Origin of the sequence: Nitrosomonas supralitoralis, from assembly GCF_003011925.2 — a bacterium.
Classification (GTDB): Bacteria; Pseudomonadota; Gammaproteobacteria; order Burkholderiales; family Nitrosomonadaceae; genus Nitrosomonas; species Nitrosomonas supralitoralis.
Window position 1 is genome coordinate 1 of the sequence record NZ_PXXU01000012.1, and the last position, 26,167, is coordinate 26,167.

The window sequence follows — 26,167 nt, forward strand, 5'->3', positions numbered from 1 at the left end:
AAATTAATTGCATACTTTTACCCATCTTGATTGAAATCTGATGAATAAACCAATAGTGAATATATCCCTTCTACTACCAGCGTAGCGCAATATAGCGTTGGGCATTACCTTCTCGGATCAATAACAATAATCTCTTGTCACCACTGCTTGCCTTAACGACCCGTTGAAATTCCTCCGCATTATCAATAGCCTTGCGATCCACTTGAAGGATGATTGTGCCAGCCTTTATACCCGACATGGCAGCGATTGATCCAGGTTGAACCTTGGTTATTACCACGCCTTCACCCGGTTTCGCATCGAATTGCTCTGCTAACTGCGGCGTAAGCGTCTGGACAGTTAAGCCGATATCAGCGGTACTCTGAGTTGCACCCTGTGCTACTTGATTATTCTTGGGAAGGTTACCAACGACTATTGTCACGTTCTTTTTCTTCCCTTCCCGTAGAATCGTTAACGTTATCCGACTGCCTGGAGGCATCAGTGAAATTAGATTTCTGAAACCACCTATATCTTTCACAGATTTATCGTTATAAGCAATAATCACGTCTCCCTGGTGTAAGCCCGCCTTATCGGCTGGAGAATCTTTTGTTACTTGAGCAATGAGTATGCCTTGAACAGAATCGATATTGAAAGATTCGGCAAGCTCAGTGGTAAGAGGCTGAATCATAACTCCAATATAGCCACGAGTCACTTCTCCTTTCTCAATCAGCTGATTAGCAATAGTTTTACCAAGATTGATTGGAATAGCAAAGCCCACACCCATGTAACCACCACTACGGCTGAAAATGGCCGTATTGATTCCCACTACCTCCCCATCCAAATTTACTAATGGCCCGCCAGAATTACCCGGATTGATAGCTGCATCAGTCTGAATAAAATCTTCATAATCATTGATGCCAAGACTAGTTCGTCCTGTAGCGCTAACCACACCGACCGTAAGCGTGTGACTGAGGCCGAATGGATTGCCGATCGCTACTACCCATTCACCAACCTCCAAGTTGGAGGAATCTGCAAACGAAAGCGGCGGCATTCCATCCACATTGATTTCAATGACGGCAATGTCTGATTGCGGATCACGCCCTGTGACTTTGGCTTCATATTCACGTCCGTCCTGAAATTTGACAAGGATTCGATCTGCATCCGCTATTACATGATTATTGGTAAGGATGTATGTCTTGTTGTCAGACAACATGCTTCTTTTGGTTGCAAACACAAACCCTGATCCCTGCCCTATGGCTTGACGTTCATTTGGAGATGTTTCAGAACGCGGCCCACGAGGAATACCCGGAAAATCATCGCCAAAGAAACGTTTAAATATATCGTCGCCAAAAGGCCATTCATCGCCGAATGGTGAAGAAAATCGTGTAATCGTCGAGTTTGATACTTTAGATTCAGTCTGAATAAACACTACCGAGGGGGAAACAGACTTTGCCACTGATGCAAAGGCCTTGCCCGTCTGCTTCAAGTTCTCGACTCCGCCGTCTTGCGCATATGCTGTAAATGCAACAAAACAGATCAAGAAAAGAAATAGTTGTATGATAAAAATTTTTCTCATTACATCCTCTCGGAAATAGGATTGTCTATAAATTCAATTATCATTGAGATCTATGCTGGTTCTATGCATCGTTACATCGAATGCCCGTTGAGCATTGAGTAATCAAACAAACCACATAAGCAGTTGTTCTCCCTATCTATAGCACAGTCAGGACAATGGAATGCTTTTAACTTTTCCAGCCGTCATTTTTGGCAGATGAATTTTTAGCACTCCATTCTTGTAGCTTGCTTCGACCTCATCAGCGTCAATATTGCGTGGCAGTGGGATAGTGCGCTGAAATGATCCATATGCACGTTCCATAATATGGTAATTACTGTGCTTAGATTCACGCTCAATGCGTTTTTCACCGCTCAGACAAAGCATGTTGCCATCAATCGTAATTTGTAAATCTTCCTTTTCCATACCCGGGACTTCTATCCGCACGACAATGTCTTTATCTGTTTCTTCCACTTCTCCTGCCAGCAAGCTCCAGCTTGGAAAACCAGGAAGCGGGTGACTGCTTTCTACGTTTTCTTCATCTCTTTTACGAGCAAAATGTGTAAGCGCTTCATTACTACGGCTCAGCAGCTCATGCCAACCTTCAGTAAGATTTTCCCATGTACGGCTTAGTTCGCGGCTAATATTCTTTCCGACTTGTTTAAAGGAATCTAACATTTTCATCTCCTGTTTTAGTAGACCCCGCAACGCAGTATTACGGGGCCATTCTGATTGATATGCATTCAGTTAATCATTTTCTGTATATCAGAATTAGGCTTGTCAGTGCGTTCGTCAAGTTTTTTCAGGGATTCTTCATTGTTCATGTCACATATTGATTGTAAATTAATGCCAAATTTTATTTTCTTGCAGGCAAATTAATTTGGTGCAGTTACTCAAACACCTCTTTGAGATTCTATCGCTCTCACACACTTCCATTTAATGGCGCAGTGGGAGTAAAGCTACAGTTTATCAACGTATAAAACTCATTTGCAAACACCCTCCATTACTCTATGTATTTAGAATACTATTATCATGTTAATAACAAGGTATCTCATCAATATCTTGACAGTCAAAAGTCAATAAAGTCTACTATCAGCAGGCTGTCAGGCTTTATACCATCTCGTTACAGCTCAAATTCATCTCCGGTTGTTGATCATGAAGGAATCATTGCGGTGTTTTCTGTATTTACAAATTTCAATATCATAACAACGCTCGGTTATCTGGTATTTTCTGTAAGCTGGCTCGCATTTGCTTACTTCTTCGGACGATTGATTCCGGATCAACAATTATGGTTTGCCTTGCTGGTAACGCTCGTATTTGGCTTACCAATTTATTTTGCTGCTATTTATGCGGTGACAATACAAAGAATTTATCTGTCCAGTCAGTTCAAGAAACCCGGTATTTTGCATTGGTTGTTCACTCGACGAATTTTAGCGTATATCTGGTGGTTACTGTGGTCAGTCATCTTTGCTTTTTTATTGTTGTTTTATCTCGGTTCAGCTGATAAACAGGAATGGCTTGCATTTTTCGCCACAATTCCTGCATTCGCCATCGTTTATGCTGTTTTCTTCCCACTGGCTGCACGTGAATACAAACCGTACATTGCCGTGCACAAATCTTTATCCTGGTCACGTTGGGTAACTTCATTTCTTATGGCGTTAATCTTTGTAGTGTTCATCAACCATAGCGATGTAAATCATCAATATGCATCACTGACTGAAGCGGTTGCGACGGAAAGCAAGAAATTGGATGGAACAACAAATAGTATATTAATTCTCGAAACCAATCGGTTATTAGGTTTTATCGAAGGAGTAAAAAGTTTTGCATTAAGCAGCTTATACTCCCGCAGCAATATGCTGTATGTAGGCGCAGTTTACCTGGGTAGCTTAGTGTTTTTCTTCAATCTGGCGTTGGGCGTTTCCAGCTTCATGGTTCCTTTATCTGAATACCGTCGCGTATTTGCTCCGATACAGGATAGCGATAGTCCACCTGCGGTTTCACCTTGGGCCTGGGGAATCACGTCAGCGTTTGCCACTTTCTTTGTTTTCTTTATTTACGTACCCTCGACTGTCTACGTCGATGCTTGGATGCGATCCAATCCTGAAACTATGGAAGAGCTGCGCACCTCCCAGCAAGCTGTTATTCAATCAGTGGAAAAGATTGGAGATGATTATTATAAGCCCGGAACTGCAGAACAGATTGAACTAGCTTATCTCGAAAGCTTGTACAAACTGGAAACTTCCATCAATCAATTGCGCAAGACCGCCGATCTCGGATTTAAGCAAATGACCGATAATGTGGACAATTATCTCGACTGGTACTATAGCTTGCCAGGTGAGTATGAGCGTATTGTGGCGCTGGCGACCGGCGTACTCGAAAACTGGATGACAGAGAAACTGCAGAGCTATCTAATGAAAGGCAATGCATTCGGTCCTGTTCAACAATCCATTGAAGAGGTATTACATAATAATCTCCAATTGCGCGCTGAGCATTTGCAGAAAGTTGAGCGAATACTCATTAAAAACCGCGTCGATCACATCGACAATTCACAACTTGAAATTGTCCGGCAAGCCTCGCTGAGTGCACTGAAAGAACCGCCTACGCACAGTGTAATTGTTAATTTGGAAAATCGCATGCTGATTTCCGGCGGCATAGGCACTGCGGGTGCAATCACTGGTGCGATTGCCGGAAAAATTACAGCGAAAGTCGCCGGAAAGGGCATCATCAAGCTGGGCGCACAAGCTTTGATCAAAGTAACTGCCGGCAAAGCAGTCAGTGCTTTAGGCGGAGCCGCAGCCGGAGCCGCCACCGGCATGGCATTTGGCTCATTCATTCCCGGCATTGGCACCGCCATTGGTGCAGCCATCGGTGGTATCATTGGCGGGATTACTATTGGATTAACGGTCGAGAAATTGCTCTTGATGCTTGAGGAAGCATTTTCACGCGAGGAATTTAAACATCAAATCCTTGAAGCCATTGAGGAAGAGCGCATCGAATTTGAAAAGTTTTTAAGCACCCCGGCTTTATTGGATGAAATCTCCGATGACATGATTGAAGTTCAAGCGCCCTGAAGTTTTTCTGAATCCAAAAACGCTTATTTATCTAATATTGACCTTGAACCTGAATGGAACATAACATTACCCTGATCACTACAATTGCAGCAGGCTTTGGCTTAGCTTTGATTTTTGGCTTTATTGCTGAAAAGCTAAAAACACCTGCACTGGTTGGCTATTTATTGGCCGGAATTGCAATCGGTCCTGCAACACCAGGATTTGTCGCAGATATCGGCATTGCCTCACAATTAGCCGAAATCGGTGTAATGTTGCTGATGTTTGGTGTCGGGTTGCATTTTTCCTTGAGTGATCTATTAGCTGTCAAGCGCATCGCTCTGCCGGGTGCAATAGTGCAAATGACTGTTGCGACTCTACTGGGTATCGCTTTGGCTGATTGGTGGGGCTGGGATTTTGGCGCAGGACTGGTTCTAGGCTTATCGCTATCCTGTGCCAGCACGGTCGTGCTCCTTAAAGCAGTTGAATCGCGAGGATTACTGGACACCATGACCGGCCGCATTGCGGTTGGCTGGTTGATTGTTGAAGATTTAGTGACGGTCCTGATTCTAGTGCTTCTGCCATCATTTGCAACTCTGTTGGGAGGATCAAACGGAACTGAAACTGCAGCAGAGCCTATGTGGCAAACGATTGGAATCACTTTGCTGCTGGTTTCAGCTTTTATCGCTTTCATGTTCATTGTTGGGTTGCGCGTATTGCCCTGGCTGTTATGGCAGGTTGCTCGTACGGGTTCACGCGAACTATTCACGCTGGCTGTTGTTGCCGCCGCCATTTGTATTGCCTATGGTGCTGCAGCATTATTTAATGTGTCATTTGCATTAGGTGCCTTTTTTGCAGGTATGGTCATGCGTGAATCAAAATTCAGCCATCGCGCTGCGGAAGAATCTCTACCACTACGTGATGCTTTTGCTGTGTTGTTTTTTGTTTCCGTTGGCATGTTGTTTGATCCTGCCGTATTAATCGATGAGCCTATGCGGGTTTTAGCTGTGGTCGCGATAATTATTGTGGGAAAGTCAATAGCCGCCATGTTGCTGGTTCTGATACTGCGATATCCGCTCAATACTTCATTAACAGTGGCTGCCAGTCTCGGGCAAATTGGAGAATTTTCATTTATTCTGGCAGGATTGGGGTTATCACTTGAATTGATGCCAGCTGAAGGAATGAGCCTGGTGCTTGCTGGCGCGTTAATTTCTATCGCTTTTAATCCGATTGCATTCGCGGTTATTGTGCCCGTCCGTAATTGGATTTTGAAACATTCTGCCGTGGCACGCAAATATGAAAGTCGCGATGATCCATATGCTGAACTGCCCATGAGTACCGAGCGCAAATACCTGCAGGGTCAGGTTGTTCTCGTCGGCTATGGCCACGTAGGTGAGCGCATTGGACAGGCCCTTAAAGACCAGGATATTCCGTTTGTCGTTGCTGAGCAAAATCGTGAACTGGTTCAGGATTTGCGAAAGCAGGATATTAATGCAGTATCCGGTGATGCGACAGAACCTTCGGTATTAATCCAGGCACATATTACAGATGCGGCAATGCTGGTTATTGCAACCCCTGATCCATTAAATATTCGTCAAATGATTGATACTGCGCGCACCTTAAATCCTGCAATCGAAATTGTATTACGTACCCGCAATGTAGATGAAACAACATTGCTTCGCAAGGACAACGTTGGCACCGTATTTTTCAGTGAAGAGGAGCTTGCTAAAAGCATGACTCATCATATATTGCAACGCTTTGATACAAAAACCTAAACGGACACAATAAAACACCAAGTAGAATTGTTTACATAATAATTCCAACAATAATGAGATCGACGTAATGATAGAACAGATATATGTAGGTATTGATCTTGATGAAAATGAGGGGCTCACCCATCTTGGTCGCATCGTGCGTGATGCCTGGGTGTTCAGTATTTTGCCGGAATCCGAAACTTGCGCAGGCTGGAGTGGTGCGCAAATGCAATCTTTGTATGAAAAAGTCTACGCTGCCTGGGAACCCTATGCACATCTGCCTAGCCGTTTACCAGATGAGCTACGTGAAAAACATGCACGACTATATGAACAAGCCATTATAAACGCGAAAAAGAAAGGCTGGGACACCGAGTTGGATGAAGATGACTAACGATTTGCCGGAAAATGAATGATTCGTGCCGGACCATCCAGCTTGGTTTTGTTGACCAAGCTCTGCAATGCAAGGGGCAGTTCCCTTTGCAATCGTGTCATAATTTCTGACATGTTCTCACGATAATAAATTGTTTCATAAGCGACCGGCTGATTCAATGCATCACGGTCTTCCCGTCTGAAATTGCACCAGGCGATATCAATCCAGCATTTACGCTCCCCATCTATAAACACAAACTCTTCGTTATCAATAATGGCCATATACTGCATCGCACGGACAGGTACAAACAGATGCCGAGTCGAGCAGCGCTTTAATAAAGTGATGGCTAGATTATACGTATTTGCAGGTAAGTGACGAATCTCTCGATAAATCTCAGGATCACGATAACAGGTAATTTCCATAATTGTCCTAGCTATAAAGTATTTTAGAGTTAGATATTACCCTAACAGGCTGTTGAAAACCGTTTTCGAGGCAACTGATTAATACCGCAGCTGCAATGCAGATAGTTTTTCAACGGCTTGCTAGAGATCTATACTTTCAACTATGCAGTTGAGAAGAAAAATATCCATACTTGTGTTACCTTACCGCCGATAATTCAGGAACTCAAGGTGATCGGCAATAATTTTTTCATCAACTAAGCCAAGAAGCAAGTTTTTTGACCGAGCAAGTATTCTCTGTGGCCTACAACAAGAATGAACCATGTCACTGCACAAACTTTTTAAACATTTTATTTCACGCTTGGGGCCTGGATTACTCTATGCAGGCGCAGCTGTCGGTGTCTCTCATCTGGTTCAATCCACGCAAGCCGGTGGCATGTTTGGATTTGAGTTAATTATTGCGATTATTATTATTCATTTAATCAAGTATCCTTTCTTTGAATTTGGCCCGCGTTATACCGCAGCAACTGGGCAGCATATTTTGCACGGATATCTAAGATTGGGAAAATGGGCAATATGGCTCTATCTATTCCTGTCGATATCAACCATGTTCATCGTGCAAGCCGCTATCACGGTAGTAACAGCAGGTTTAATTACAAATATCTTTGGCCTTGAAGGACTTGGCGGGCATGATCCACAAATAGTTGCATTTATAATCAGTAGTATCTTGTTGTTACTTGCTTTGATCCTGTTGGTAAGTGGCCACTATAAGCTACTGGATAAATTAATGAAAATAATTATCCTGGTGCTTACCGTCACATCGATTGCTGCTGTGATTATGTTGTTATTTAACAATCCCGGACACTATAAATCCGCAACTGTGTTTTTTTCATTTTCAGATACCGTACATTTAATTTTTCTGGCAACATTTCTTGGCTGGATGCCGGCACCTCTTGATCTTTCCGTATGGCATTCCATTTGGGCCAAAAGCAAAAATGAGAGTGTGGGTAAGCTAACCAGTATGCAAGACACTCTGTTCGATTTTAGAGTGGGTTATATTGGAACGGCTTTTTTGGCAATCTGCTTTCTATTAATGGGAGCGCTGGTGATGTATGGCAGCAATATCCCTTTTGCGGCTGGTGGCGCAGCTTTTGCAGGACAATTGATTGATATGTACGAACAGGCGTTAGGTCAGTGGGCTTATCCAATTGTTGCCATCGCAGCATTGGCAACCATGTTCAGCACCACATTAACCGTACTTGACGCTTTCCCGCGCTCAATCAGCGCTGCTCTGGAATTGATATTTCCCAAAAAATCACTGCTGAATAACGAGAAAACCTATCTGGTCTGGCTATTGATTATTATTACAGGAACGTTATTCATCTTATTCTTTTATCTCGCTTCAATGCGCGACTTGGTTAAAATTGCCACCATAGTATCTTTCGTAGCAGCGCCCATTTTCGCCGTATTAAACATGCAGGCCGTATTTAGTAAAAATATGCCCGATCAGTATCGTCCGGGAAAACTGATGTGGATTTGGTGCTGGCTCGGCGTTGCCGCTTTATCTGGATGTTCAATTACCTATTTATTATTACTTTAATTTGCTGGCAAAATAACATTTGATGCGCCCTACCCGCCTTGAGAAGCCAGCGGCCACCCGCAGCAATCTGAAAACAATTGCTTCACTGTTACCCTATTTATGGGAATTCAAAGTCAGAGTTGTTCTAGCGCTATGCCTGTTAATATTGGCAAAAATAGCCAATGTTTCTGTTCCATTGGTTCTAAAGGAAATTGTTGATGCTTTGGATCAGACTCGCGCTGAACTGGTGCTACCCGTTTTTTTGCTGCTCTGTTATGGTGTATTACGTCTGTGTAGTACTTTATTTGGCGAGTTGCGTGATGCCATCTTCGCCAAAGTAACACAACGAGCTATTCGGCGCGTAGCTAACAAAGTATTTACTCATCTGCATTCACTGTCATTGCGTTTTCATTTGGAACGACAAACTGGCGGCGTTTCGCGCGACATCGAGCGCGGCACACGTGGCATTTCATTCCTCCTGAACTTTATGCTGTTCAATATTCTGCCGACACTGCTGGAAATTGGCCTGGTATTGGCCATACTTATCAGCAAGTACGACATCTGGTTTGCCATCATCATTGCCTCGACCTTGCTGGCTTATATCGCTTTGACACTGATCGTCACCGAATGGCGCATGATTTTCCGCCGCACCATGAATAATATGGACTCAAAAGCCAACACTCAGGCAATCGATAGTTTGCTGAACTACGAAACAGTCAAATATTTTGGTAATGAATCGTGGGAAGCTCGGCGTTACGACGAGCATTTGCAATCATGGGAAAAAGCCGCCATACGCAACCAGACTTCGCTGGCAACACTGAATGCAGCACAAAGCGCAATTATTGCTGTTGGGGTCACACTGCTCATGCTATTGGCAGCTGATCAGGTAATTGACGGCCATATGACCTTGGGTGATCTGGTATTGATCAATGCTTTTATGCTGCAACTCTATATGCCATTACATTTCCTCGGTTTTGTGTATCGTGAAATCAAGCATTCACTCGCAGATATGGAACGCATGTTTACTTTACTGGAGGAAAACAAGGAAATTCAGGACAAATCAGAAGCACAAATACTTGATGCTAAAAATGCAGCGATCCATTTTGATCACGTCAATTTTAGCTATGAACCCAATCGTCAAATTCTGTTTGATGTCAGCTTTGATATTCCTGCCGGACAGAATATCGCCGTTGTAGGTCACAGTGGCTCAGGCAAATCCACGCTGGCCCGTTTGTTGTTTCGTTTTTATGACGTGCAGTCAGGCTGTATCCTAATCAATAATCAGGACATCCGTGATGTCACTCAGCAAAGCCTGCGTACTGCCATGGGTATCGTACCGCAAGACACGGTACTATTTAACGATAGTATTTATTACAACATTGCTTATGGACGGCCGGAAGCCACTGCGGATGAAGTTCATGCAGCAGCCAAATCAGCGCATATCCATGACTTTATTGAAACTCTTCCGGAAAAATATGAAACCATCGTCGGTGAGCGCGGCTTGAAACTATCCGGAGGTGAAAAACAGCGCGTGGCCATTGCCCGTACCATTTTAAAGAATCCAGTTATACTGATTTTTGACGAGGCTACATCGGCGTTGGATTCAAACTCGGAAAAACGTATTCAGGCTGAATTAAAGCGCATTGCAAAGAACCGCACAACTTTGACCATAGCGCATCGATTATCCACAATTGTTGATGCTGACCAGATTCTGGTCATGGATCAAGGGCGCATCATTGAACGCGGCACGCATCAGCAGTTACTGGCAATAAACGGTCAATATGCGCGCATGTGGGAATTACAACGCCAAGAGGCAATCCATCAAAATGTGCAACAAAATTTAACTATTAGCTAACCGCCCATGTTGCTATTGCCAACAAATCAATTATTATCAATTACTTGATGAATTGATTCTTATAAACAACTGAATCCTTTTTTTCACATTACAAGTATAAAAAAAGAAAAACACTGGGAAAACCAACCTTTTCTTCAAGAATGATTAATCTCGTGATGTGCTAACTTCTCACTTCAGAATTTGCCATCAAACAATTGCGTAATTACATTCTAGGGAGTCATCGCAATGCTCGTATCGGTTGGTTATATCATTATTATTATTTCAATATTTGGTGGCTTTGCATTAGCGGGAGGTCACTTGGCATCTTTATGGCAGCCTGTGGAAATTCTCATGATCGGCGGTGGCGCCATTGGTGCATTCGTAGTCGGTAACTCAAATAAAGCGATTAAGTCCACCCTGAAGGCATTGCCTACAGTTTTCAAAGGCTCTAAATACAATAAAGCGCTTTATATGGATCTGATGACATTGCTCTATGAAGTCCTTGGTAAGATTAGGAAAGAAGGACTGATGTCCATTGAAGGAGATGTAGATGATCCATCGAATAGTCCCATTTTTACCAAATACCCAGATATTTTGGCTGATCATCATATCACCGAATTTATTACCGACTATTTACGGTTAATGGTAGGCGGCAATCTTAATTCTCTGGAAATCGAGAGTCTCATGGACAGCGAATTGGAAACGCATCATCAGGAAGGAGAAGTGCCCGTCCATGTAGTCGCAAAACTGGGTGACGGGCTACCTGCTTTTGGTATTGTGGCTGCAGTTATGGGCGTAGTGCATACGATGGAATCCGTTCATCTTCCACCTGCGGAATTAGGCGTTCTGATCGCGGCAGCTCTAGTGGGTACATTCTTGGGAATTTTACTGGCATACGGATTTGTTAGCCCCCTGGCCGGCAAGCTCGAGCACAATCTCCATGAATCCAGCAAAATGTTTGAATGCATCAAAATTACCTTGCTAGCCAATTTAAACGGTTATTCACCGGTGCTTGCGGTGGAATTCGGCCGGAAAGTTTTATTTACTACCGAAAGACCTTCTTTCATGGAACTGGAAGAACACGTTAAACAAAGTAAATCCAGGTAATTAATAATTTTCCCACCCTAACATCCAATTTAATTTACGAGAATATTTATGGCTGATGATCTTTCACAGCGCCCAATAGTTATCAAACGGATTAAGAAGGTAGCTGGCGGTCATCATGGCGGTGCCTGGAAAATTGCCTATGCAGATTTCGTAACTGCCATGATGGCTTTCTTTTTGCTGATGTGGCTATTGGGATCATCGACTCAGAGTCAACTGGAAGGTATCTCTGAATATTTTAAAACACCCTTAAAAATTGCCTTTATGGGTGGCTCCAGCATTGGAGAAACCAACAGTTTAATTAAGGGAGGCGGTACAGATCTAACGCGTCAGCATGGCCAAGTTAAGAATGGAGAAATTATCACCAACGACCCTGCCAATAAGCAAGCAATAAAAGTTATCAAAGAGCGGATTGAGTTAGAGAAGCTCGAAGGATTGAAAAAGAAAATAGAGGAAGCTATTCAAGCCAATCCCCAGTTGCAAAGGTTTGCAAACCAACTTTTACTGGACATCACATCTGAGGGATTGAGAATCCAAATCGTTGATGAGCAAAACCGCCCTATGTTTGCCCTGGGAAAAGCCGAATTACAACCCTATACCAGAATCATTTTACGTGAAATCGGCAAAATGCTTAACGAAGTAACTAACAAAATCAGTCTTTCCGGGCATACGGACGCGAAGCCTTTCCCGACCGGTGACAAAGGCTACAGCAATTGGGAGCTTTCCGCTGATCGTGCCAATGCTTCACGACGAGAATTGATCGCAGGCGGAATGGATGCCAACAAAATGCTGCAAGTTATTGGATTGTCTTCCGCAGTATTATTTGACAAGAATGATCCGCTTAACCCGATTAATCGGCGGATCAGCATTGTTGTAATGAATGAAAAAGCTGAGAAAGCCATCACTATGGATAACCAGACCGTTGATATTGATATGCAGGAAGCACCCACTAAAAAGCTGCTACAAAATCCGGGCACCGATTAATCATAAAACTATCAGTGATTCTTCAATTATGTCCAAAATAAAGCACACAGTTACTATCGCCTTACTCATCCAGATATTCACATCATTCTTGATCGCTTTCTCGATTGGATTCCAATCAGTCATAGACTTAAGCATTCTCGATTGGGCTATCTTACAGGGATTGCTGGCTGGGTTGGTGAGTCTCTTTCTCAGAATGCCAATGTGGTGGATTCCGATCCATTTGATTTTTATGCCTCTAACAATTGCTGTGTTAGCACTGAATATTTCATCAAATTGGTTCTTAGTATTATTTCTTTGTTTACTATCCATCTACGGTAAAACCTATAAAACCCAGGTACCGTTATATCTATCCAGTAAAAGCGTGAACCAGGCGTTAACAACATTATTACCCCAACAAGGTATTTTTTCCTTTATTGATCTTGGAAGCGGGTGCGGAGGATTAGTAAACAACCTGGCAAATACTCACAAGAATGGTTTGTTTTATGGCATCGAATATGCGCCCTTACCTTTTCTGATCAGTAAATTAAGAAGTATATTTTCCGGTTCGACCAGCAAAATAGTTTGGGGTGATTTCTGGAACCATGATTTCTCGAGCTATGACGTTGTTTATGCTTATTTGTCTCCGGTTCCAATGGCATCGCTTTGGCAGAAAGCCACCAAAGAAATGCGCCCGGGTAGTTTTCTAATCAGTAATACTTTTATTATTCCTGATATACCGCCTGACAAAAGTATCAAGCTCGACGATTTCTCTAACTCTACGTTATATCTTTGGAAAATTAGAATTTAGATTTCGATGACCTATATACGACGCCAGGTAGTTCCTTGCGAACTATCCTCAAGAATGATGCCCTGTTCTTGAAGCTTTTTTCGTATCGCATCGGCATCTGGATACCGCCCTTCTTGACGCGCACTTATTCGCTTCTGGATCAACTGTTCGATTTCATCGTTTGCTACGGTGTTTAATTCATTAGAGACAGTTTTATTTTGCAAATAGTCTTGCGGGTTTTGTTCCAAAAGACCTAGCAAGCCACCTAGTGCCTTAAGTAAACCCGCGTGTTCGACTAAACCCGTTTTATTGATATCACTTGCAAGTTCAAACAAGATAGCGATAGCTTCCGGCGTATTAAAATCATCATCCATTGCATCTTTAAATTTTTTCGCATAAGTGTTATCCCAATCTATCGTTGAGGCATTATCAATAAGCTCAACTTCTTTTAATGCGATATAGAGACGATCCAATGCAAGCTTTGCATCTTTAAGATGATAATCCGAATAATTTAAGGGACTTCTATAGTGCGCACGTAAGATAAAAAAGCGTACCACCTCAGGTTGGTATAATTTCAATATTTCACGGACAGTGAAGAAATTACCTAGAGATTTTGACATTTTTTCATTGTCAACACGAACAAAGCCATTATGCATCCAGTAGTTCACGAATGGATGGTTATGTGCACCCTCACTTTGAGCAATTTCATTTTCATGATGCGGGAACTGTAGATCTTGCCCTCCTCCATGAATATCAAAATGGACGCCTAGAAATTGCTCGCACATAGCAGAGCATTCAATGTGCCACCCAGGTCGTCCCGGCCCCCAAGGAGATTCCCAGAAAGGTTCACCAGATTTTGCTGATTTCCACAACACAAAATCTAATGGGTCTTTTTTGTTTGAATCAATTTCGACTCGCTCACCTGCTCGCAGATCGTTTAAAGATTTACCGGAAAGCTTGCCATAGTCAGGAAAATTATGAACCGAATAATAAACATCTCCATTATGAGCTCGATAGGCAAGTTTTTTTTCAACCAGCGTACTAATCATACCAATCATGCTTTCAACATGGTTTGTTGCTCGTGGTTCATGAGTAGGCGATGAAACTCCCAATTCCGCACAGTCTTCATTCATAGCGTGAATAAAACGCTGCGTTAGTAACTCAATTGATTCATTATTTTCTTTTGCACGTTTAATGATCTTATCATCGATATCTGTAATATTTCGTACATAGCTGACATCAAAATTGTTCTCTCTAAACCAACGAACAACCATGTCGAATACAACCAGAACTCTCGCATGACCGAGATGACAGTAATCATAAACTGTCATCCCGCACACATATATTTTAACTTTACCAGGTGTGATCGGAACAAAATCTTGTTTTTCACGAGCAATTGAGTTATATATTTTGAGCATAAAACTGATGGATAAATTTTGGAATTACTTGTCTTCTTGATAGAATCCAGAACCTTCTTGGATGAAACCCGAATGGTCGATGAGTATAACATAATGTAGTTTTGAATCTCTGTTTACCACTAACAATTAGGACACCTAGCAATGCATTTTCGTCAAATCTTGATTTTCCTTTTTTTATTTTCATTTCCGCTGTATGCTAACGCGGAAAATATTAAGGTCGAAATAAAAACAAATGTTGGAAATTTTGTTCTGGAGCTTTATCCAGACAAAGCGCCCAAAACCGTTGAGAATTTTCTGCAATATGTTGACGATGGTTTTTACAAAAATACGATATTCCACCGAGTAATACCCGGCTTCATGATTCAAGGCGGAGGGTTCGATATCGAATTAAACCAAAAACCGACACGAGCGCCTATCCGAAATGAGGCTGGTAGTGATTTAAAGAATGTAACCGGAACGATCGCAATGGCGCGTACATCGGATCCTCATTCTGCAACAGCACAGTTTTTTATTAATGTTTCCAATAACAAATTTCTTGATTTTAAGGCACCTAGTCAAAGCGGCTACGGTTATGCGGTATTTGGCAAAGTGATTTCCGGCATGGAAATCGTCAGCAAAATTGCATCAATGCCAACCGGTTCAAAGGGTCCTTTCCCAACCGATGTACCCAAGAGCAATGTTATTATAGAAGATATTATTAAATTACCCATTAATATTCAATAATTACAATCGCAAATTAACAAAGGATAACTAATGGTTAGATTACAAACCAATTTAGGTGTGATAAAAATTGAGCTTGATAGCGAAAAAGCACCCGAAACTGTACAGAATTTCTTAGATTATGTAACCAGTGGATTCTATGACAATACATTGTTTCACCGTGTTATCGATGACTTCATGATTCAGGGGGGTGGATTTGAAACTGAAATGAAACAGAAAACACCGCGCGCGCCTATTCAAAATGAAGCAGCTAACGGACTCAAAAACGATACTTATACCATAGCGATGGCACGTACGGCCGATGTGCACTCTGCGACTGCACAATTTTTCATCAATGTAGCCAATAATGGATTTCTGAATTATAAAGATTCATCATCACGCGGATTTGGATACTGCGTTTTTGGTAAAGTGGTCGAGGGCCAGGAAGTTGTAGACGCGATCAAGAAAGTTAAAACTGGAAATTACGCCGGACATCAGAATGTTCCCGTTGAAGATGTTATTATCCAAAAAGCTGAAGTAATTTAATTGCGCCATCATCCTTTTTGACTGATCTGAGTGCTAAATTCTGAAGCTATAGCGCTAAACCTCGAGCTAAATCGGCTTGAAGATCTTGCACTGACTCTAATCCTACTGCAATACGTAACAATCCATCGGTTATTCCTGCCGCATCTCGCGCTTCTTGGCCAATCCGCGCGTGAGTTGTCGTTGCAGGATGTGTCAATGTACTCTTCGCATCGCCCAAATTGGCAGTGATTGATATTAAGCGCGTCGAATCGATAACGCGCCAGGCAGCTTCTTTACCACCTTTAACTTCAAAGGAAACAATTCCACCGCCAGACTTTTGTTGTTGTTTTGCTAACTCATATTGCGGGTGAGACATTAAGCCGGGATAAAAAATACGCGTCACATTTGGATGAGAGTCAAGCCATTGGGCCATTAACAAAGCATTTCTGGAATGAGCCTCTACACGAATTTTAAGTGTCTCTAGCCCTTTAAGTATAACCCACGCATTGAATGCACTAAGCGTCGGTCCAGCCGTACGTAAGAATCCATATATGCCACCGTCCATCAATATATCGCGTCTACCTAGAACAGCGCCTCCTAACACTCTGCCTTGCCCATCCAAATATTTGGTAGCGGAATGAATGACAATATCTGCACCAAGCTCAAGTGGCTTTTGTAAGATAGGAGTACAAAAACAGTTATCGACAACTAGCCAAATGCTTGATCTTTTCGCAATCTCAGATAACGCTGAGATATCAGATACTTCTGTCAATGGATTAGAAGGTGTTTCCAGAAAAAATAGCTTGGTATTTTGTTGTACGGCAGCTTGCCAAGAATGTACATCGGTAGCCGATACAAAAGTCGTGTCAATATTAAACTTCTTAAGTATGTTATTGAATAAATTTACTGTTGCGCCAAATAGACTCTGTGATGCCACGATGTGATCGCCGGCAGATAACAATCCCAAAACACATGCAAGTATTGCTGACATTCCAGAAGATGTTGCAATACATGTCTCGGCGCTTTCCAGTACAGCAAGTCGCTCTTCAAATGCTGTTACGGTAGGGTTAGTAAATCGTGAATATATATTACCAGGTTCGTCCCCGGCAAAACGCGCAGCGGCTTGCGCAGCGCTATCAAATACAAAGCTTGAGGTTAAATACATAGCTTCAGAATGCTCATTAAACTGGCTGCGATGAATACCAGTATGTAGTGCAAGTGTTTCTGGCTGTAGGTGGTCGGACATGTAAGCAAAACCTCAGACAATAATTACGTTTAAAAAAATATTTTAGCAGATTGAAGCTGGCCGGATTTTAATCAAAATATCAGGTGATTTTATTTATTGTTCTCAAACAAGCTATTCGGAAAAAACCAAACTTAAGTCCAGTTGAGTTTTGGACCTAGTATAATTCAATTGCCGATTGGAATCGTTTTGAAATTCCAGTGAATTTAAATATTCTGGTGTTATATCTCCAGTAATATAATCTCCATCAAAACATGAAGTCTCAAATTTTTTTACATCCTGAGAAACAATTGAAACGGAATGATTGAGCGCATTCAGATCTTGAAAAATTAGATAATCAGCACCAATTTCAGCACAGATCTCATCCGTATCACGGTCGGTTGCGATTAATTCCTGGCGGGTTGGCATGTCGATACCATACACATTGGGATATCTTACCGGAGGTGCTGCGGATGCGAAATAAATCTGGTTTGCGCCAGCTTCGCGCGCCATCTGTACAATCTCACGACTTGTAGTGCCCCGTACAATGGAATCGTCGACCAACAAAACATTTTTACCGCGAAATTCTATACCCATTGCATTTAATTTTTGCCGTACCGATTTACGTCGTTGTTGTTGTCCTGGCATAATAAAAGTTCGACCAACATATCGATTCTTAACAAAGCCCTCGCGAAAATTAACTCCCAGACAATTAGCTAACTGTAAAGCACAGGGACGACCTGAGTCTGGTATTGGAAAAACCACATCAATATTTAAATGAGACATTGATCTTTTAATTTTTTCAGCCAGATGTTCTCCCATATTTAACCGGGTTTCATAAACGGAGATACCATCAATTACAGAATCAGGCCTGGCTAAGTATACATATTCAAAAATACAAGGGTTTAATGAAAAGTTGTCAGCACATTGCTTATTATAAAAGTTACCGTCTTCGTCAATAAAGATAGCTTCCCCAGGTGCTATATCACGTATCAGTTTAAATCCAAGTGTATCCAAAGCAACACTTTCAGAGGCAACCAGATATTCATCACCCATTTCATTTTCTGCAGATCCAAATACCAAAGGACGTATCCCGTAAGGATCACGGAAAGCGAGCAATCCATATCCGGCAATCATAGCAACAACCGCATATGCACCTTTACATCGCTTATGTACGCCGGCCACTGCAGCAAAAACGGCTGCAGGATCAAGTTGACAATTGCGTGTGCTCTCCTGTAATTCATGCGCAAGAACATTTAAAAGCACTTCTGAATCGGAATTAGTATTGACATGCCTGAGATCAGTTCTAAATAATTCTTGGTTAAGCTGCTCCGCATTCGTCAGATTCCCATTATGACTCAGTACAATACCAAATGGAGAATTCACATAAAAAGGTTGAGCCTCCGCTGGAGAACGTGCAGACCCCGCAGTAGGATAACGCACATGGCCGATGCCCATATTCCCAGTTAGAGCTCTCATGTTTCTCGTGCGAAATACATCCCTTACCAGACCAAGCCCTTTATGCATATGAAAGGTATTACCCTGCGCTGTTACAATTCCGCTCGCATCTTGTCCGCGATGCTGCAGCATTAATAGGCCATCATAAAGCAATTGATTAGCTGGTGATTTTGCAACAATGCCGAGAATTCCGCACATAGAAATACTCCGTAAATTCTGCTTTAATCAGATTAAAAATGGGGATAAATTTGCTTAATGAAACAAATATTTGCAAGTAAGATAAAATTTTACTGGTATAGGTTCATTCTAAGAGCTTTCTTTTCGTTCATAACTTATATGCTTAGATAAGTCATTGGGTAACCATGGTAAAATTTGCAATGCTATTGCCTCCAATGGCTTACTCAAAACTGCTTGCTGCCAAAAAACCTGGTTTGGAATCGTTGTTAAGCCCGCAATCAAAACTAATAGCATCACAATAATTAATGCCCGGGAAAACCCAAATATTGATCCTAATAGTCGGTCAATAAATCCTAACCCAATACCTTTAATAAAGGCGGCCAATAACATGGTAATCAATGCCGTAACTAGCAACACAGCAAGAAAAGTTAAAACAAATGTGATGGAAAATCTTAGCGTTTCTCCAGTTATTTCAGTAGGTAAAAATTGTTCAAAAAAAGATGTATATGCACCAGCCACAATAAAAGCAACCACCCAACCTGCAATCGCTAATGACTCTCGAACAAATCCGCGAAAAACACTTAAAATTATAGATACAAGAAAAATACTGAGAACAACATAGTCAAAAACAGTCATTGATCAAAATAAATACAATTCGCTTGAATAATTTTATTTAAATAAGTAGATCTAATTAATATCATAAAATTTATGACTTATGTGCTACCTGGGAATTATTACGCCGTCCAATCCAATTCTTTTTAATTTTTTCATTTCATTATCAGCTGCACCTCGAGTCGCAAAAGGTCCAACTCGTACACGTGTTACTTCGTTAGTGCCAGTTTGAAGTGTTTCGGTATAAGCCTTAAAACCATTTGATATTAAATTCGCATGTTGTTGTTTGGCTTTTAATTGATCTGAAAATGCACCTAACTGTATAACAAATCCTTTTGCTAAATCTGCAGGGATTTTTTCTGTTTCAGTTGCGTTTGTTGTCGCGGCAGTTTGTGTATTTATGGCCGTATGCGCAGAATTTACATTGTTCGTACTTAATATTGCAGCGGGCCGATTGTCAAATTTTGGTTTAATGCCAGGAATCGGGATACTTCTTTTCCCAGAAGTGGGTGATTCAATAATTTCCTCTATATTTTGAGTATAAATTTCAGGTTCATTTTGTAACTCAGTGGTTGCATCCAATTCATTAAATGTCTCTCGAATCATTTGTTCTGTGCTCGGAACAATAGCACTCTTATTAACTCCTGGTAAATTTATGGCAATTTCATGCATCTCATTGTCTGGTTTAGGCTCATCGAATATGGCTGGTAAAACAATGATGGAAACAAGAACCAGAACTATTGCGCCAACCAAACGTCTTCTAGCACGTTTTCGAAGTAATAATTCTTCTTCAGTGATATTTTTAGTCATAAGCAAACCCAATTATTACTTGCTCTGATGCGTGTTTAGATATTGCAACACGTCACTCACCGTATAGAAAGATCCAAATACGCAGATTCTATCATTTTTACCCGCCTGTTCACAGGCAAATACAAAGGCGGAAACAGTGTTGGGAAATTTTCGAATATTTTCATCCTGTGAAGTCTCAACCCTATGGACTTCATTAGTCAGACAATCTACTGTAGCAGCTCGTGAAGCCTCAGCCTTATGTATTTCATTAATCAGATAATCCGCCGTAGCAGCTCGAGAAGAGTTGGCGGAAGATACGAGCCAGTGATCAATATCATTTCTCAATACGTTGATAACACCATAGATATCCTTATCTTGCAACATAGCTATAATTGCATAAGTTTGTCCAGTCGTCCTTGTTGCTCGTAAGTTTTGTGACAGCACCATTGCCGCACTAGGATTATGCGCGACATCCAGAATAATCAGCGGTTGAGTTGACACGACTTGAAATCGCCCTGGAATAACTGCTTCAATCAAACCTTGGCGTATGTTATTCATACTGACGGGTAGTACTTCCCTCAACGTATCTAAGGCCGCCAGACAGGCGCTAGCATTTTGTAGTTGTTTTTCCCCTCTTAAAGCAGGGAATGGCAGAGAATAGCATCTATTTCTGGATCCCCAAAAATCCCAATGTATCTCTCGCTTTGAAAAACCAAATTGTTCGTTAATCTGAAATAAATTGGCACCATTCTTCTCAGCCTGCTGAATAACGGATTGTGGTATATCAATATCTGCGCAAATTGCCGGTTTGTTTTTTCTAAAAATCGCGGCTTTTTCATAACCTATTTTTTCCCGCGTCTCACCCAGGTAATCAACATGGTCAAGCTCGACACTAGTCAAGATTGAACAATCAGCATCAAATATATTAACCGCATCAAGACGCCCTCCTAACCCAACTTCTAAAACTGCCGCATTGACGCCTGCCTGGACAAAACAATACATTGCGGCTAATGTGCCAAATTCAAAATAGGTTAACGAGATAGCCCGGGACTTGCAAGCTGCTAATATTTGCGCAAAGGCATTACACAGTTTTTTATCATCAATGTCTTTTTTACCGATGCGTATCCGCTCATTATAGTGCAGCAAATGAGGAGAAGTGTAGCAACCAACTTCATAGCCTGCGCAATGTAATATGGATTCAAGCATTGCGCAGACTGAGCCTTTACCATTAGTTCCGCCGACAATAATAATAGGGAATTGCGGGTGCAATGCAAGCTCTGATTGAATGCGACTGATTCGATCCAGTCCCAATTCAATCGTTTGGGGATGAAACACTTCAAGATAACTTAACCAATCCGCAACTGAAACAGGGAGTTTACCTGGCGTATCCATTGCTTTTGATTGATCTGAAATTAAGATATTGGTGTTGGGATACGCATCAGTTGTGTACAAATATTGATAATTTTGTCGCGCATTTGCCTTCGATCGACAATCATATCAATCGCGCCATGTTGCAATAAAAATTCAGCGCGTTGAAATCCTTCTGGAAGTGTCTGTCGAACAGTTTGCTCAATCACACGAGGACCAGCAAAACCAATAAGTGCTCCTGGCTCCGCAATTACAACATCCCCGATAAAAGCAAAACTTGCCGATACACCACCCATGGTTGGGTCTGTCAGAACAGAAATAAATGGGAGCTTATTGTGACTCAATCGCGTTAATGCAGCAGTAGTTTTAGCCATTTGCATTAAGGAAAACAGTCCTTCTTGCATGCGCGCACCACCACTCGCGCTGAAACAAATAAACGGCATATGGTTATCAACACAAGTCTTAACACCCCGAACAAATCTTTCGCCTACTACAGAACCCATCGACCCCCCCATAAAACCAAATTCAAACGCCGCAACAACAACTGGAACTGTTTTTATGGTTCCTTGCATAACTACTAGAGAGTCATCCTCATCCGTATTTTCCTTGGCTTGCGCCAAGCGATCGACATAACGTTTACTATCCTTGAATTTCAATGCATCGGTCGCAACCACTTCGACACCAATTTCAGACCGCCCTTCGTGATCCAGCAGCTGATCAAGACGAGATCTTGCAGAAATACGGTTATGAAAATCACATTTAGGGCAAACATTTAGATTCTTTGCCAGATCTGTGTAGTATAAGACTGCTTCGCAAGTCTTACACTTACTCCACAAACCTTCTGGAACTATCTTCTTTTCACCGGCTTCTTTGCGTTTAATTTTGGGTGGAATTATATTCTGGAACCAACTCATGAAAACTGTTCCCTACAATGTATTGTCAACATTTCTTTGAATTTCATCAATAGCAACACGTATTTTTTTTATCAGACTTCCGACGTTATTCAATAATTCTGACTCAGAACATTTCTCGATCTCCTCAATAATCCAACTACCTACAACCACGGCATCCGCCAGTTCTGCTACCGCCTTGGCTGTCGCGCTATCGCGTATGCCAAATCCGACGCCAATCGGAAGCGAAATGTACTGACGCAATTGCATCAACATAGTATTGACATCTTGCAGATCCAAGTGCGATGCTCCAGTAACTCCTTTAAGAGAAACATAATAAATAAATCCTTTCGCCATCTTTGCCACTTGCTCAACCCTCTGTTGATGCGTTGTGGGAGATAATAGAAAGATCGCATCAATTTCATGTTGATCCAAACACTGCACCCATTCACTTGACTCTTCTGGTGGGTAATCGACAATAAGAACACCATCCACGCCACAATCTCTTGCTTTAGCGGCAAATGAAGCATGACCTAATGCTTCAACAGGATTTGCATATCCCATCAACACTATCGGTGTACTGGTATTTGTTTTTCTGAATTCAGCTACTATTTTCAACACATCGCTCAGACTGACATGATGTTTTAGCGCACGTTCGGAAGATCTTTGGATAGTAGGTCCATCTGCCATGGGGTCGGAAAAAGGAACACCTAATTCGATAATGTCAGCACCTGACTGAACCAGTTGATGCATCAATGGAACGGTATACTTAGGATGAGGATCGCCTGCTGTAATGAAAGGAATCAAGGCTTTTCGATCTTGTTCTTTTAATCCCGCAAATGTTTTAGCAATGCGATTAGTTCTTTTAGTATCACCTTGCCTATTAAAAAGATTTAGTAAATTTTTAATACTATCTAGACTCATCTGCTCAATCCGCTCTCAATTCTTTTTTTAGAAAAATTACTAATTAACGACCCTGATGGCAAATTGATTACAGCGTTAAACCGGACATTTGTGCAACTGTTGCCATATCCTTGTCACCACGACCCGATAAATTAACTAGCAACAGTTTGTCTTTAGGCAAAGTAGGTGCATATTTGGCTACGTAAGCCAGTGCATGGCTTGATTCCAGTGCTGGCATAATACCCTCGTACCGGCACAATGTGTGAAATGCTGCTAGCGCCTCATCGTCAGTGATTGCAACATACTCAGCACGTCCTGAATCTTTAAGCCAAGCATGCTCTGGCCCTACACCAGGATAATCCAGACCGGCAGAAATTGAATGCGTTTCAATAATCTGACCATTGTCATCTTGAATAAGATAAGTGCGGTTACCATGCAATACCCCGGGCTTGCCCATCGATAAGGTTGCCGCATGTTGATTGGTATCGATCCCTTTTCCCGCCGCCTCGACACCTATCAGTCGAACATTGACATCATCAATATAGGGATAAAACAAACCAATAGCATTTGATCCTCCACCGACGCAAGCAATAAGCGCATCCGGTTGTCGAGCGAAATCTTCTTGCATTTGAGTTTTAGCCTCATTTCCTATTACAGCTTGAAAATCCCTCACCATCATCGGATACGGGTGAGGGCCGGCTACTGTACCAATAATATAAAAGGTATTTTCAACATTAGTAACCCAGTCACGCATCGCCTCATTTAATGCATCTTTCAATGTTCGCGACCCCGATTCTACTGGCACCACGGTCGCTCCCAGAAGTTTCATGCGATAAACATTGGTTGCCTGACGTCTAACATCTTCAGAACCCATATAGACCACACATTCCATGCCATAACGCGCCGCAACCGTAGCACTAGCCACACCATGCTGACCAGCACCGGTTTCCGCGATAACACGCTTTTTCCCCATGCGTCGAGCCAATAGAGCCTGCCCGACTGTGTTGTTTATTTTATGCGCCCCGGTATGATTCAGGTCTTCACGTTTTAACAGTATTTGTGCGCCGCCTAAATATTCAGACCATCTCTTAGCGTGATAGATGGGGCTAGGACGCCCAACATAATGTTTTAATTCATCAGAAAGCTCCGACTGGAAATCCGCATCATTACGATAAAATTCATATTGCTTTTGCAAATCCTCCAGCGCTGAAATTAATGTTTCAGCGACAAACACACCTCCATACGGGCCAAAGTGACCTTTTTTATTTGGAAGATCATAAACACTCACAGTTGTTTTACTCCTTGCATGAAAGCAAAAATCTTTTTTTCATCTTTAATACCTTTAGAGATTTCCACTCCACTGGAAACATCGACTGCCCATGGCTGGGTCCTTTGAATTGCCATAGACACATTGGTCGGATTCAAGCCACCAGAAAGGATAAGCGGCAAAGGCAGATGTTTGGGGATGAGATCCCAATCAAACGCATGTCCGGTACCTCCCGGCATACTGGATACATAAGTATCAAGCAATAAACCTTTTGCGGTGCTATATCGTTCAGCATATTGTAACAAATCTGTACCTTGTTTTACTCTAATTGCTTTAATATAAGGTTGGGAAAATTGATTACAAAATTCTGGTGTCTCATCGCCATGAAATTGAAGCAGATTTAACTTGGCTACTCGAGCAGTTTCCTCAACCCAGGCAATATCTGGATCAACATAAACACCAACAGTACAAATGAAAGGCGGAATATTTGAAGCTATATGGCGCGCCAAATTAGGATCAATATAACGTGTACTCTGGGGCCAGAAAACAAAACCGACAGCATCAACACCTGATTGAATTGCTGCTGCGGCGTCTTCACATCTAGTAATTCCACACACTTTTACGCGTACTGACATACAGTGATTAATAAGCTTAGAATATTTAATTATATAAGAATAGGTTTGGAATAATGGGCATTTCAGCTAATTCTGGCATACCCCAACTGGGGTCATATCTCACACCTTTTAAATATAAACCTGCAGCAGAGAAAGTCGGTGCAGCGTATGTTCGATCGCAGCTTTCTAGCAACTCAAGCATCCATTCTGAGGAATATTTCCCCTTTCCAATATAAACTAGACAACCAATGATATTTCTCACCATGTGCTGCAAAAATGCATTGGCACACAAATCAAAAATAAATAAATTTCCATGGCGAACAATTTTTAACTGTGTAATTATACGTACAGGAGATTTTGCTTGACACTCAGCTGCCCGGAACGAAGAAAAATCATGTTCTCCAATCAAGATATTAGCGGCTTGCTGCATTACTTCCAATTGCAACGGCTGATGAAACCATCCGACTTTTTTATGATTAATCCCTGGACGCACTGGCTGATTAAGTAACAAATAGAGATAACGTCGCTCAAGTGCGCTATACCTAGCGTGAAACTTGGCGGATACTTCAGACGCCCACAAAATAGCAATATCGTCAGGCAAAAGCGCGTTTACACCACGCACCCACGCATTGATAGAGCGTTGAGCAAAGGTATCAAAATGTACCACCTGATAGAGCGCATGAACACCTGCATCGGTTCTTCCTGCAGTGATTACGCGTATTTTTTCCTGTGCTATTTTGGATAAGGCAGCTTCCAGCGCATCCTGTATCGAACAATTTTCCGGTTGACTTTGCCATCCACAATAACGACTACCATCATATTCTAGAACCAAAATTATTCGCACAAATAAAAACTGCCTTT

The 26,167-nt window shown here is 41.9% G+C and carries 24 protein-coding genes; 10 read left to right on the forward strand and 14 right to left on the reverse strand.

Going from position 1 to position 26,167, the window contains the following annotated elements:
- Positions 1 to 73 precede the first annotated feature (73 nt).
- Complete coding sequence (locus C7H79_RS05590) at positions 74 to 1,552, reverse strand: DegQ family serine endoprotease (protein ID WP_106706308.1); 1,479 nt, start codon at positions 1,550 to 1,552, stop codon at positions 74 to 76.
- 147 nt (positions 1,553 to 1,699) lie between these two features.
- Positions 1,700 to 2,206 carry an Hsp20/alpha crystallin family protein gene (locus C7H79_RS05595; protein WP_106706309.1) on the reverse strand — a complete coding sequence of 169 codons (507 nt, stop codon included), beginning with the start codon at positions 2,204 to 2,206 and terminating at the stop codon, positions 1,700 to 1,702.
- 494 nt (positions 2,207 to 2,700) lie between these two features.
- Between C7H79_RS05595 and C7H79_RS05600 the strand changes: the two genes are divergently transcribed.
- The 3 genes from C7H79_RS05600 (at position 2,701) to C7H79_RS05610 (ending at position 6,720) form a co-directional block, all read left to right on the forward strand.
- Positions 2,701 to 4,599, forward strand: coding sequence for a hypothetical protein (locus tag C7H79_RS05600; protein WP_106706310.1), 1,899 nt, complete (start codon positions 2,701 to 2,703; stop codon positions 4,597 to 4,599).
- Between the two features lie 53 nt (positions 4,600 to 4,652).
- Positions 4,653 to 6,350 (forward strand): cation:proton antiporter domain-containing protein, encoded by a 1,698-nt coding sequence (locus C7H79_RS05605; RefSeq protein WP_106706311.1) that lies wholly within the window; start codon positions 4,653 to 4,655, stop codon positions 6,348 to 6,350.
- A gap of 67 nt (positions 6,351 to 6,417) precedes the next feature.
- Positions 6,418 to 6,720, forward strand: a complete 303-nt coding sequence (locus C7H79_RS05610) for a hypothetical protein (protein WP_106706312.1) — start codon at positions 6,418 to 6,420, stop codon at positions 6,718 to 6,720.
- On the opposite strand, the gene C7H79_RS05615 is transcribed toward C7H79_RS05610, so the two are convergent.
- Complete coding sequence (locus tag C7H79_RS05615; protein WP_106706313.1) at positions 6,717 to 7,121, reverse strand: hypothetical protein; 405 nt, start codon at positions 7,119 to 7,121, stop codon at positions 6,717 to 6,719. The two genes, C7H79_RS05610 and C7H79_RS05615, sit on opposite strands and share 4 nt — an antisense overlap.
- 298 nt (positions 7,122 to 7,419) lie before the next feature.
- Here C7H79_RS05615 and C7H79_RS05620 point away from each other — a divergent pair, with 298 nt between their 5' ends.
- The 5 genes from C7H79_RS05620 (at position 7,420) to C7H79_RS05640 (ending at position 13,385) form a co-directional block, all read left to right on the forward strand.
- On the forward strand, positions 7,420 to 8,697 hold the full coding sequence (locus C7H79_RS05620) for an NRAMP family divalent metal transporter (protein WP_106706314.1): 1,278 nt from the start codon (positions 7,420 to 7,422) through the stop codon (positions 8,695 to 8,697).
- A 22-nt stretch (positions 8,698 to 8,719) separates the two neighbouring features.
- Positions 8,720 to 10,531 (forward strand): ABCB family ABC transporter ATP-binding protein/permease, encoded by a 1,812-nt coding sequence (locus C7H79_RS05625; protein WP_106706315.1) that lies wholly within the window; start codon positions 8,720 to 8,722, stop codon positions 10,529 to 10,531.
- Between the two features lie 225 nt (positions 10,532 to 10,756).
- A complete protein-coding gene (motA, locus tag C7H79_RS05630; protein ID WP_106706316.1) occupies positions 10,757 to 11,617 on the forward strand; it encodes a flagellar motor stator protein MotA in 861 nt (286 codons plus the stop codon).
- A 48-nt stretch (positions 11,618 to 11,665) separates the two neighbouring features.
- On the forward strand, positions 11,666 to 12,598 hold the full coding sequence (motB, locus tag C7H79_RS05635; protein ID WP_106706317.1) for a flagellar motor protein MotB: 933 nt from the start codon (positions 11,666 to 11,668) through the stop codon (positions 12,596 to 12,598).
- A gap of 28 nt (positions 12,599 to 12,626) precedes the next feature.
- On the forward strand, positions 12,627 to 13,385 hold the full coding sequence (locus C7H79_RS05640; protein ID WP_106706318.1) for a class I SAM-dependent methyltransferase: 759 nt from the start codon (positions 12,627 to 12,629) through the stop codon (positions 13,383 to 13,385).
- Between the two features lie 11 nt (positions 13,386 to 13,396).
- Here the strand turns inward: C7H79_RS05640 and cysS are convergent, their stop codons facing one another.
- Positions 13,397 to 14,782, reverse strand: coding sequence for a cysteine--tRNA ligase (gene cysS, locus C7H79_RS05645; RefSeq protein ID WP_106706319.1), 1,386 nt, complete (start codon positions 14,780 to 14,782; stop codon positions 13,397 to 13,399).
- 141 nt (positions 14,783 to 14,923) lie between these two features.
- Here cysS and C7H79_RS05650 point away from each other — a divergent pair, with 141 nt between their 5' ends.
- Positions 14,924 to 15,505, forward strand: coding sequence for a peptidylprolyl isomerase (locus C7H79_RS05650; RefSeq protein WP_106706320.1), 582 nt, complete (start codon positions 14,924 to 14,926; stop codon positions 15,503 to 15,505).
- A gap of 30 nt (positions 15,506 to 15,535) precedes the next feature.
- Positions 15,536 to 16,027, forward strand: coding sequence for a peptidylprolyl isomerase (locus C7H79_RS05655; protein ID WP_106706321.1), 492 nt, complete (start codon positions 15,536 to 15,538; stop codon positions 16,025 to 16,027).
- A 46-nt stretch (positions 16,028 to 16,073) separates the two neighbouring features.
- Here the strand turns inward: C7H79_RS05655 and C7H79_RS05660 are convergent, their stop codons facing one another.
- From C7H79_RS05660 to truA, 10 genes are all read right to left on the reverse strand, one after another.
- Positions 16,074 to 17,252 (reverse strand): O-succinylhomoserine sulfhydrylase, encoded by a 1,179-nt coding sequence (locus C7H79_RS05660; RefSeq protein ID WP_106706322.1) that lies wholly within the window; start codon positions 17,250 to 17,252, stop codon positions 16,074 to 16,076.
- A 111-nt stretch (positions 17,253 to 17,363) separates the two neighbouring features.
- Positions 17,364 to 18,884, reverse strand: a complete 1,521-nt coding sequence (purF, locus tag C7H79_RS05665) for an amidophosphoribosyltransferase (protein WP_106706323.1) — start codon at positions 18,882 to 18,884, stop codon at positions 17,364 to 17,366.
- A 108-nt stretch (positions 18,885 to 18,992) separates the two neighbouring features.
- Positions 18,993 to 19,499: a CvpA family protein gene (locus C7H79_RS05670; protein WP_106706324.1), complete on the reverse strand. Its 507-nt coding sequence runs from the start codon at positions 19,497 to 19,499 to the stop codon at positions 18,993 to 18,995.
- An 84-nt stretch (positions 19,500 to 19,583) separates the two neighbouring features.
- Complete coding sequence (locus tag C7H79_RS05675; protein WP_106706325.1) at positions 19,584 to 20,285, reverse strand: SPOR domain-containing protein; 702 nt, start codon at positions 20,283 to 20,285, stop codon at positions 19,584 to 19,586.
- 15 nt (positions 20,286 to 20,300) lie between these two features.
- A complete protein-coding gene (gene folC, locus C7H79_RS05680; protein WP_106706326.1) occupies positions 20,301 to 21,656 on the reverse strand; it encodes a bifunctional tetrahydrofolate synthase/dihydrofolate synthase in 1,356 nt (451 codons plus the stop codon).
- 20 nt (positions 21,657 to 21,676) lie between these two features.
- The gene (accD, locus tag C7H79_RS05685) at positions 21,677 to 22,546 is read right to left on the reverse strand and encodes an acetyl-CoA carboxylase, carboxyltransferase subunit beta (RefSeq protein ID WP_106706327.1); all 870 of its coding nucleotides are present in this window, start codon (positions 22,544 to 22,546) and stop codon (positions 21,677 to 21,679) included.
- A gap of 12 nt (positions 22,547 to 22,558) precedes the next feature.
- Positions 22,559 to 23,446, reverse strand: coding sequence for a tryptophan synthase subunit alpha (gene trpA, locus C7H79_RS05690; protein WP_106706328.1), 888 nt, complete (start codon positions 23,444 to 23,446; stop codon positions 22,559 to 22,561).
- 67 nt (positions 23,447 to 23,513) lie between these two features.
- Positions 23,514 to 24,713 (reverse strand): tryptophan synthase subunit beta, encoded by a 1,200-nt coding sequence (gene trpB, locus C7H79_RS05695; protein ID WP_106706329.1) that lies wholly within the window; start codon positions 24,711 to 24,713, stop codon positions 23,514 to 23,516.
- Positions 24,710 to 25,327 (reverse strand): phosphoribosylanthranilate isomerase, encoded by a 618-nt coding sequence (locus C7H79_RS05700; protein ID WP_106706330.1) that lies wholly within the window; start codon positions 25,325 to 25,327, stop codon positions 24,710 to 24,712. Before C7H79_RS05700 ends, trpB begins: the two co-directional genes overlap by 4 nt.
- 25 nt (positions 25,328 to 25,352) lie before the next feature.
- Positions 25,353 to 26,150 carry a tRNA pseudouridine(38-40) synthase TruA gene (truA, locus tag C7H79_RS05705; RefSeq protein WP_106706331.1) on the reverse strand — a complete coding sequence of 266 codons (798 nt, stop codon included), beginning with the start codon at positions 26,148 to 26,150 and terminating at the stop codon, positions 25,353 to 25,355.
- Positions 26,151 to 26,167 lie beyond the last annotated feature (17 nt).

Coding starts and splice junctions, on each gene's coding strand:
- C7H79_RS05590 (WP_106706308.1), bottom strand. CDS start 1,552: ATGAGAAAAATTTTTATCATACAACTATTTCTTTTCTTGATCTGTTTT.
- C7H79_RS05595 (WP_106706309.1), bottom strand. CDS start 2,206: ATGTTAGATTCCTTTAAACAAGTCGGAAAGAATATTAGCCGCGAACTA.
- C7H79_RS05605 (WP_106706311.1), top strand. CDS start 4,653: ATGGAACATAACATTACCCTGATCACTACAATTGCAGCAGGCTTTGGC.
- C7H79_RS05610 (WP_106706312.1), top strand. CDS start 6,418: ATGATAGAACAGATATATGTAGGTATTGATCTTGATGAAAATGAGGGG.
- C7H79_RS05615 (WP_106706313.1), bottom strand. CDS start 7,121: ATGGAAATTACCTGTTATCGTGATCCTGAGATTTATCGAGAGATTCGT.
- C7H79_RS05620 (WP_106706314.1), top strand. CDS start 7,420: ATGTCACTGCACAAACTTTTTAAACATTTTATTTCACGCTTGGGGCCT.
- C7H79_RS05625 (WP_106706315.1), top strand. CDS start 8,720: ATGCGCCCTACCCGCCTTGAGAAGCCAGCGGCCACCCGCAGCAATCTG.
- motA (WP_106706316.1), top strand. CDS start 10,757: ATGCTCGTATCGGTTGGTTATATCATTATTATTATTTCAATATTTGGT.
- motB (WP_106706317.1), top strand. CDS start 11,666: ATGGCTGATGATCTTTCACAGCGCCCAATAGTTATCAAACGGATTAAG.
- C7H79_RS05640 (WP_106706318.1), top strand. CDS start 12,627: ATGTCCAAAATAAAGCACACAGTTACTATCGCCTTACTCATCCAGATA.
- cysS (WP_106706319.1), bottom strand. CDS start 14,782: ATGCTCAAAATATATAACTCAATTGCTCGTGAAAAACAAGATTTTGTT.
- C7H79_RS05650 (WP_106706320.1), top strand. CDS start 14,924: ATGCATTTTCGTCAAATCTTGATTTTCCTTTTTTTATTTTCATTTCCG.
- C7H79_RS05655 (WP_106706321.1), top strand. CDS start 15,536: ATGGTTAGATTACAAACCAATTTAGGTGTGATAAAAATTGAGCTTGAT.
- C7H79_RS05660 (WP_106706322.1), bottom strand. CDS start 17,252: ATGTCCGACCACCTACAGCCAGAAACACTTGCACTACATACTGGTATT.
- purF (WP_106706323.1), bottom strand. CDS start 18,884: ATGTGCGGAATTCTCGGCATTGTTGCAAAATCACCAGCTAATCAATTG.
- C7H79_RS05670 (WP_106706324.1), bottom strand. CDS start 19,499: ATGACTGTTTTTGACTATGTTGTTCTCAGTATTTTTCTTGTATCTATA.
- C7H79_RS05675 (WP_106706325.1), bottom strand. CDS start 20,285: ATGACTAAAAATATCACTGAAGAAGAATTATTACTTCGAAAACGTGCT.
- folC (WP_106706326.1), bottom strand. CDS start 21,656: ATGGATACGCCAGGTAAACTCCCTGTTTCAGTTGCGGATTGGTTAAGT.
- accD (WP_106706327.1), bottom strand. CDS start 22,546: ATGAGTTGGTTCCAGAATATAATTCCACCCAAAATTAAACGCAAAGAA.
- trpA (WP_106706328.1), bottom strand. CDS start 23,446: ATGAGTCTAGATAGTATTAAAAATTTACTAAATCTTTTTAATAGGCAA.
- C7H79_RS05700 (WP_106706330.1), bottom strand. CDS start 25,327: ATGTCAGTACGCGTAAAAGTGTGTGGAATTACTAGATGTGAAGACGCC.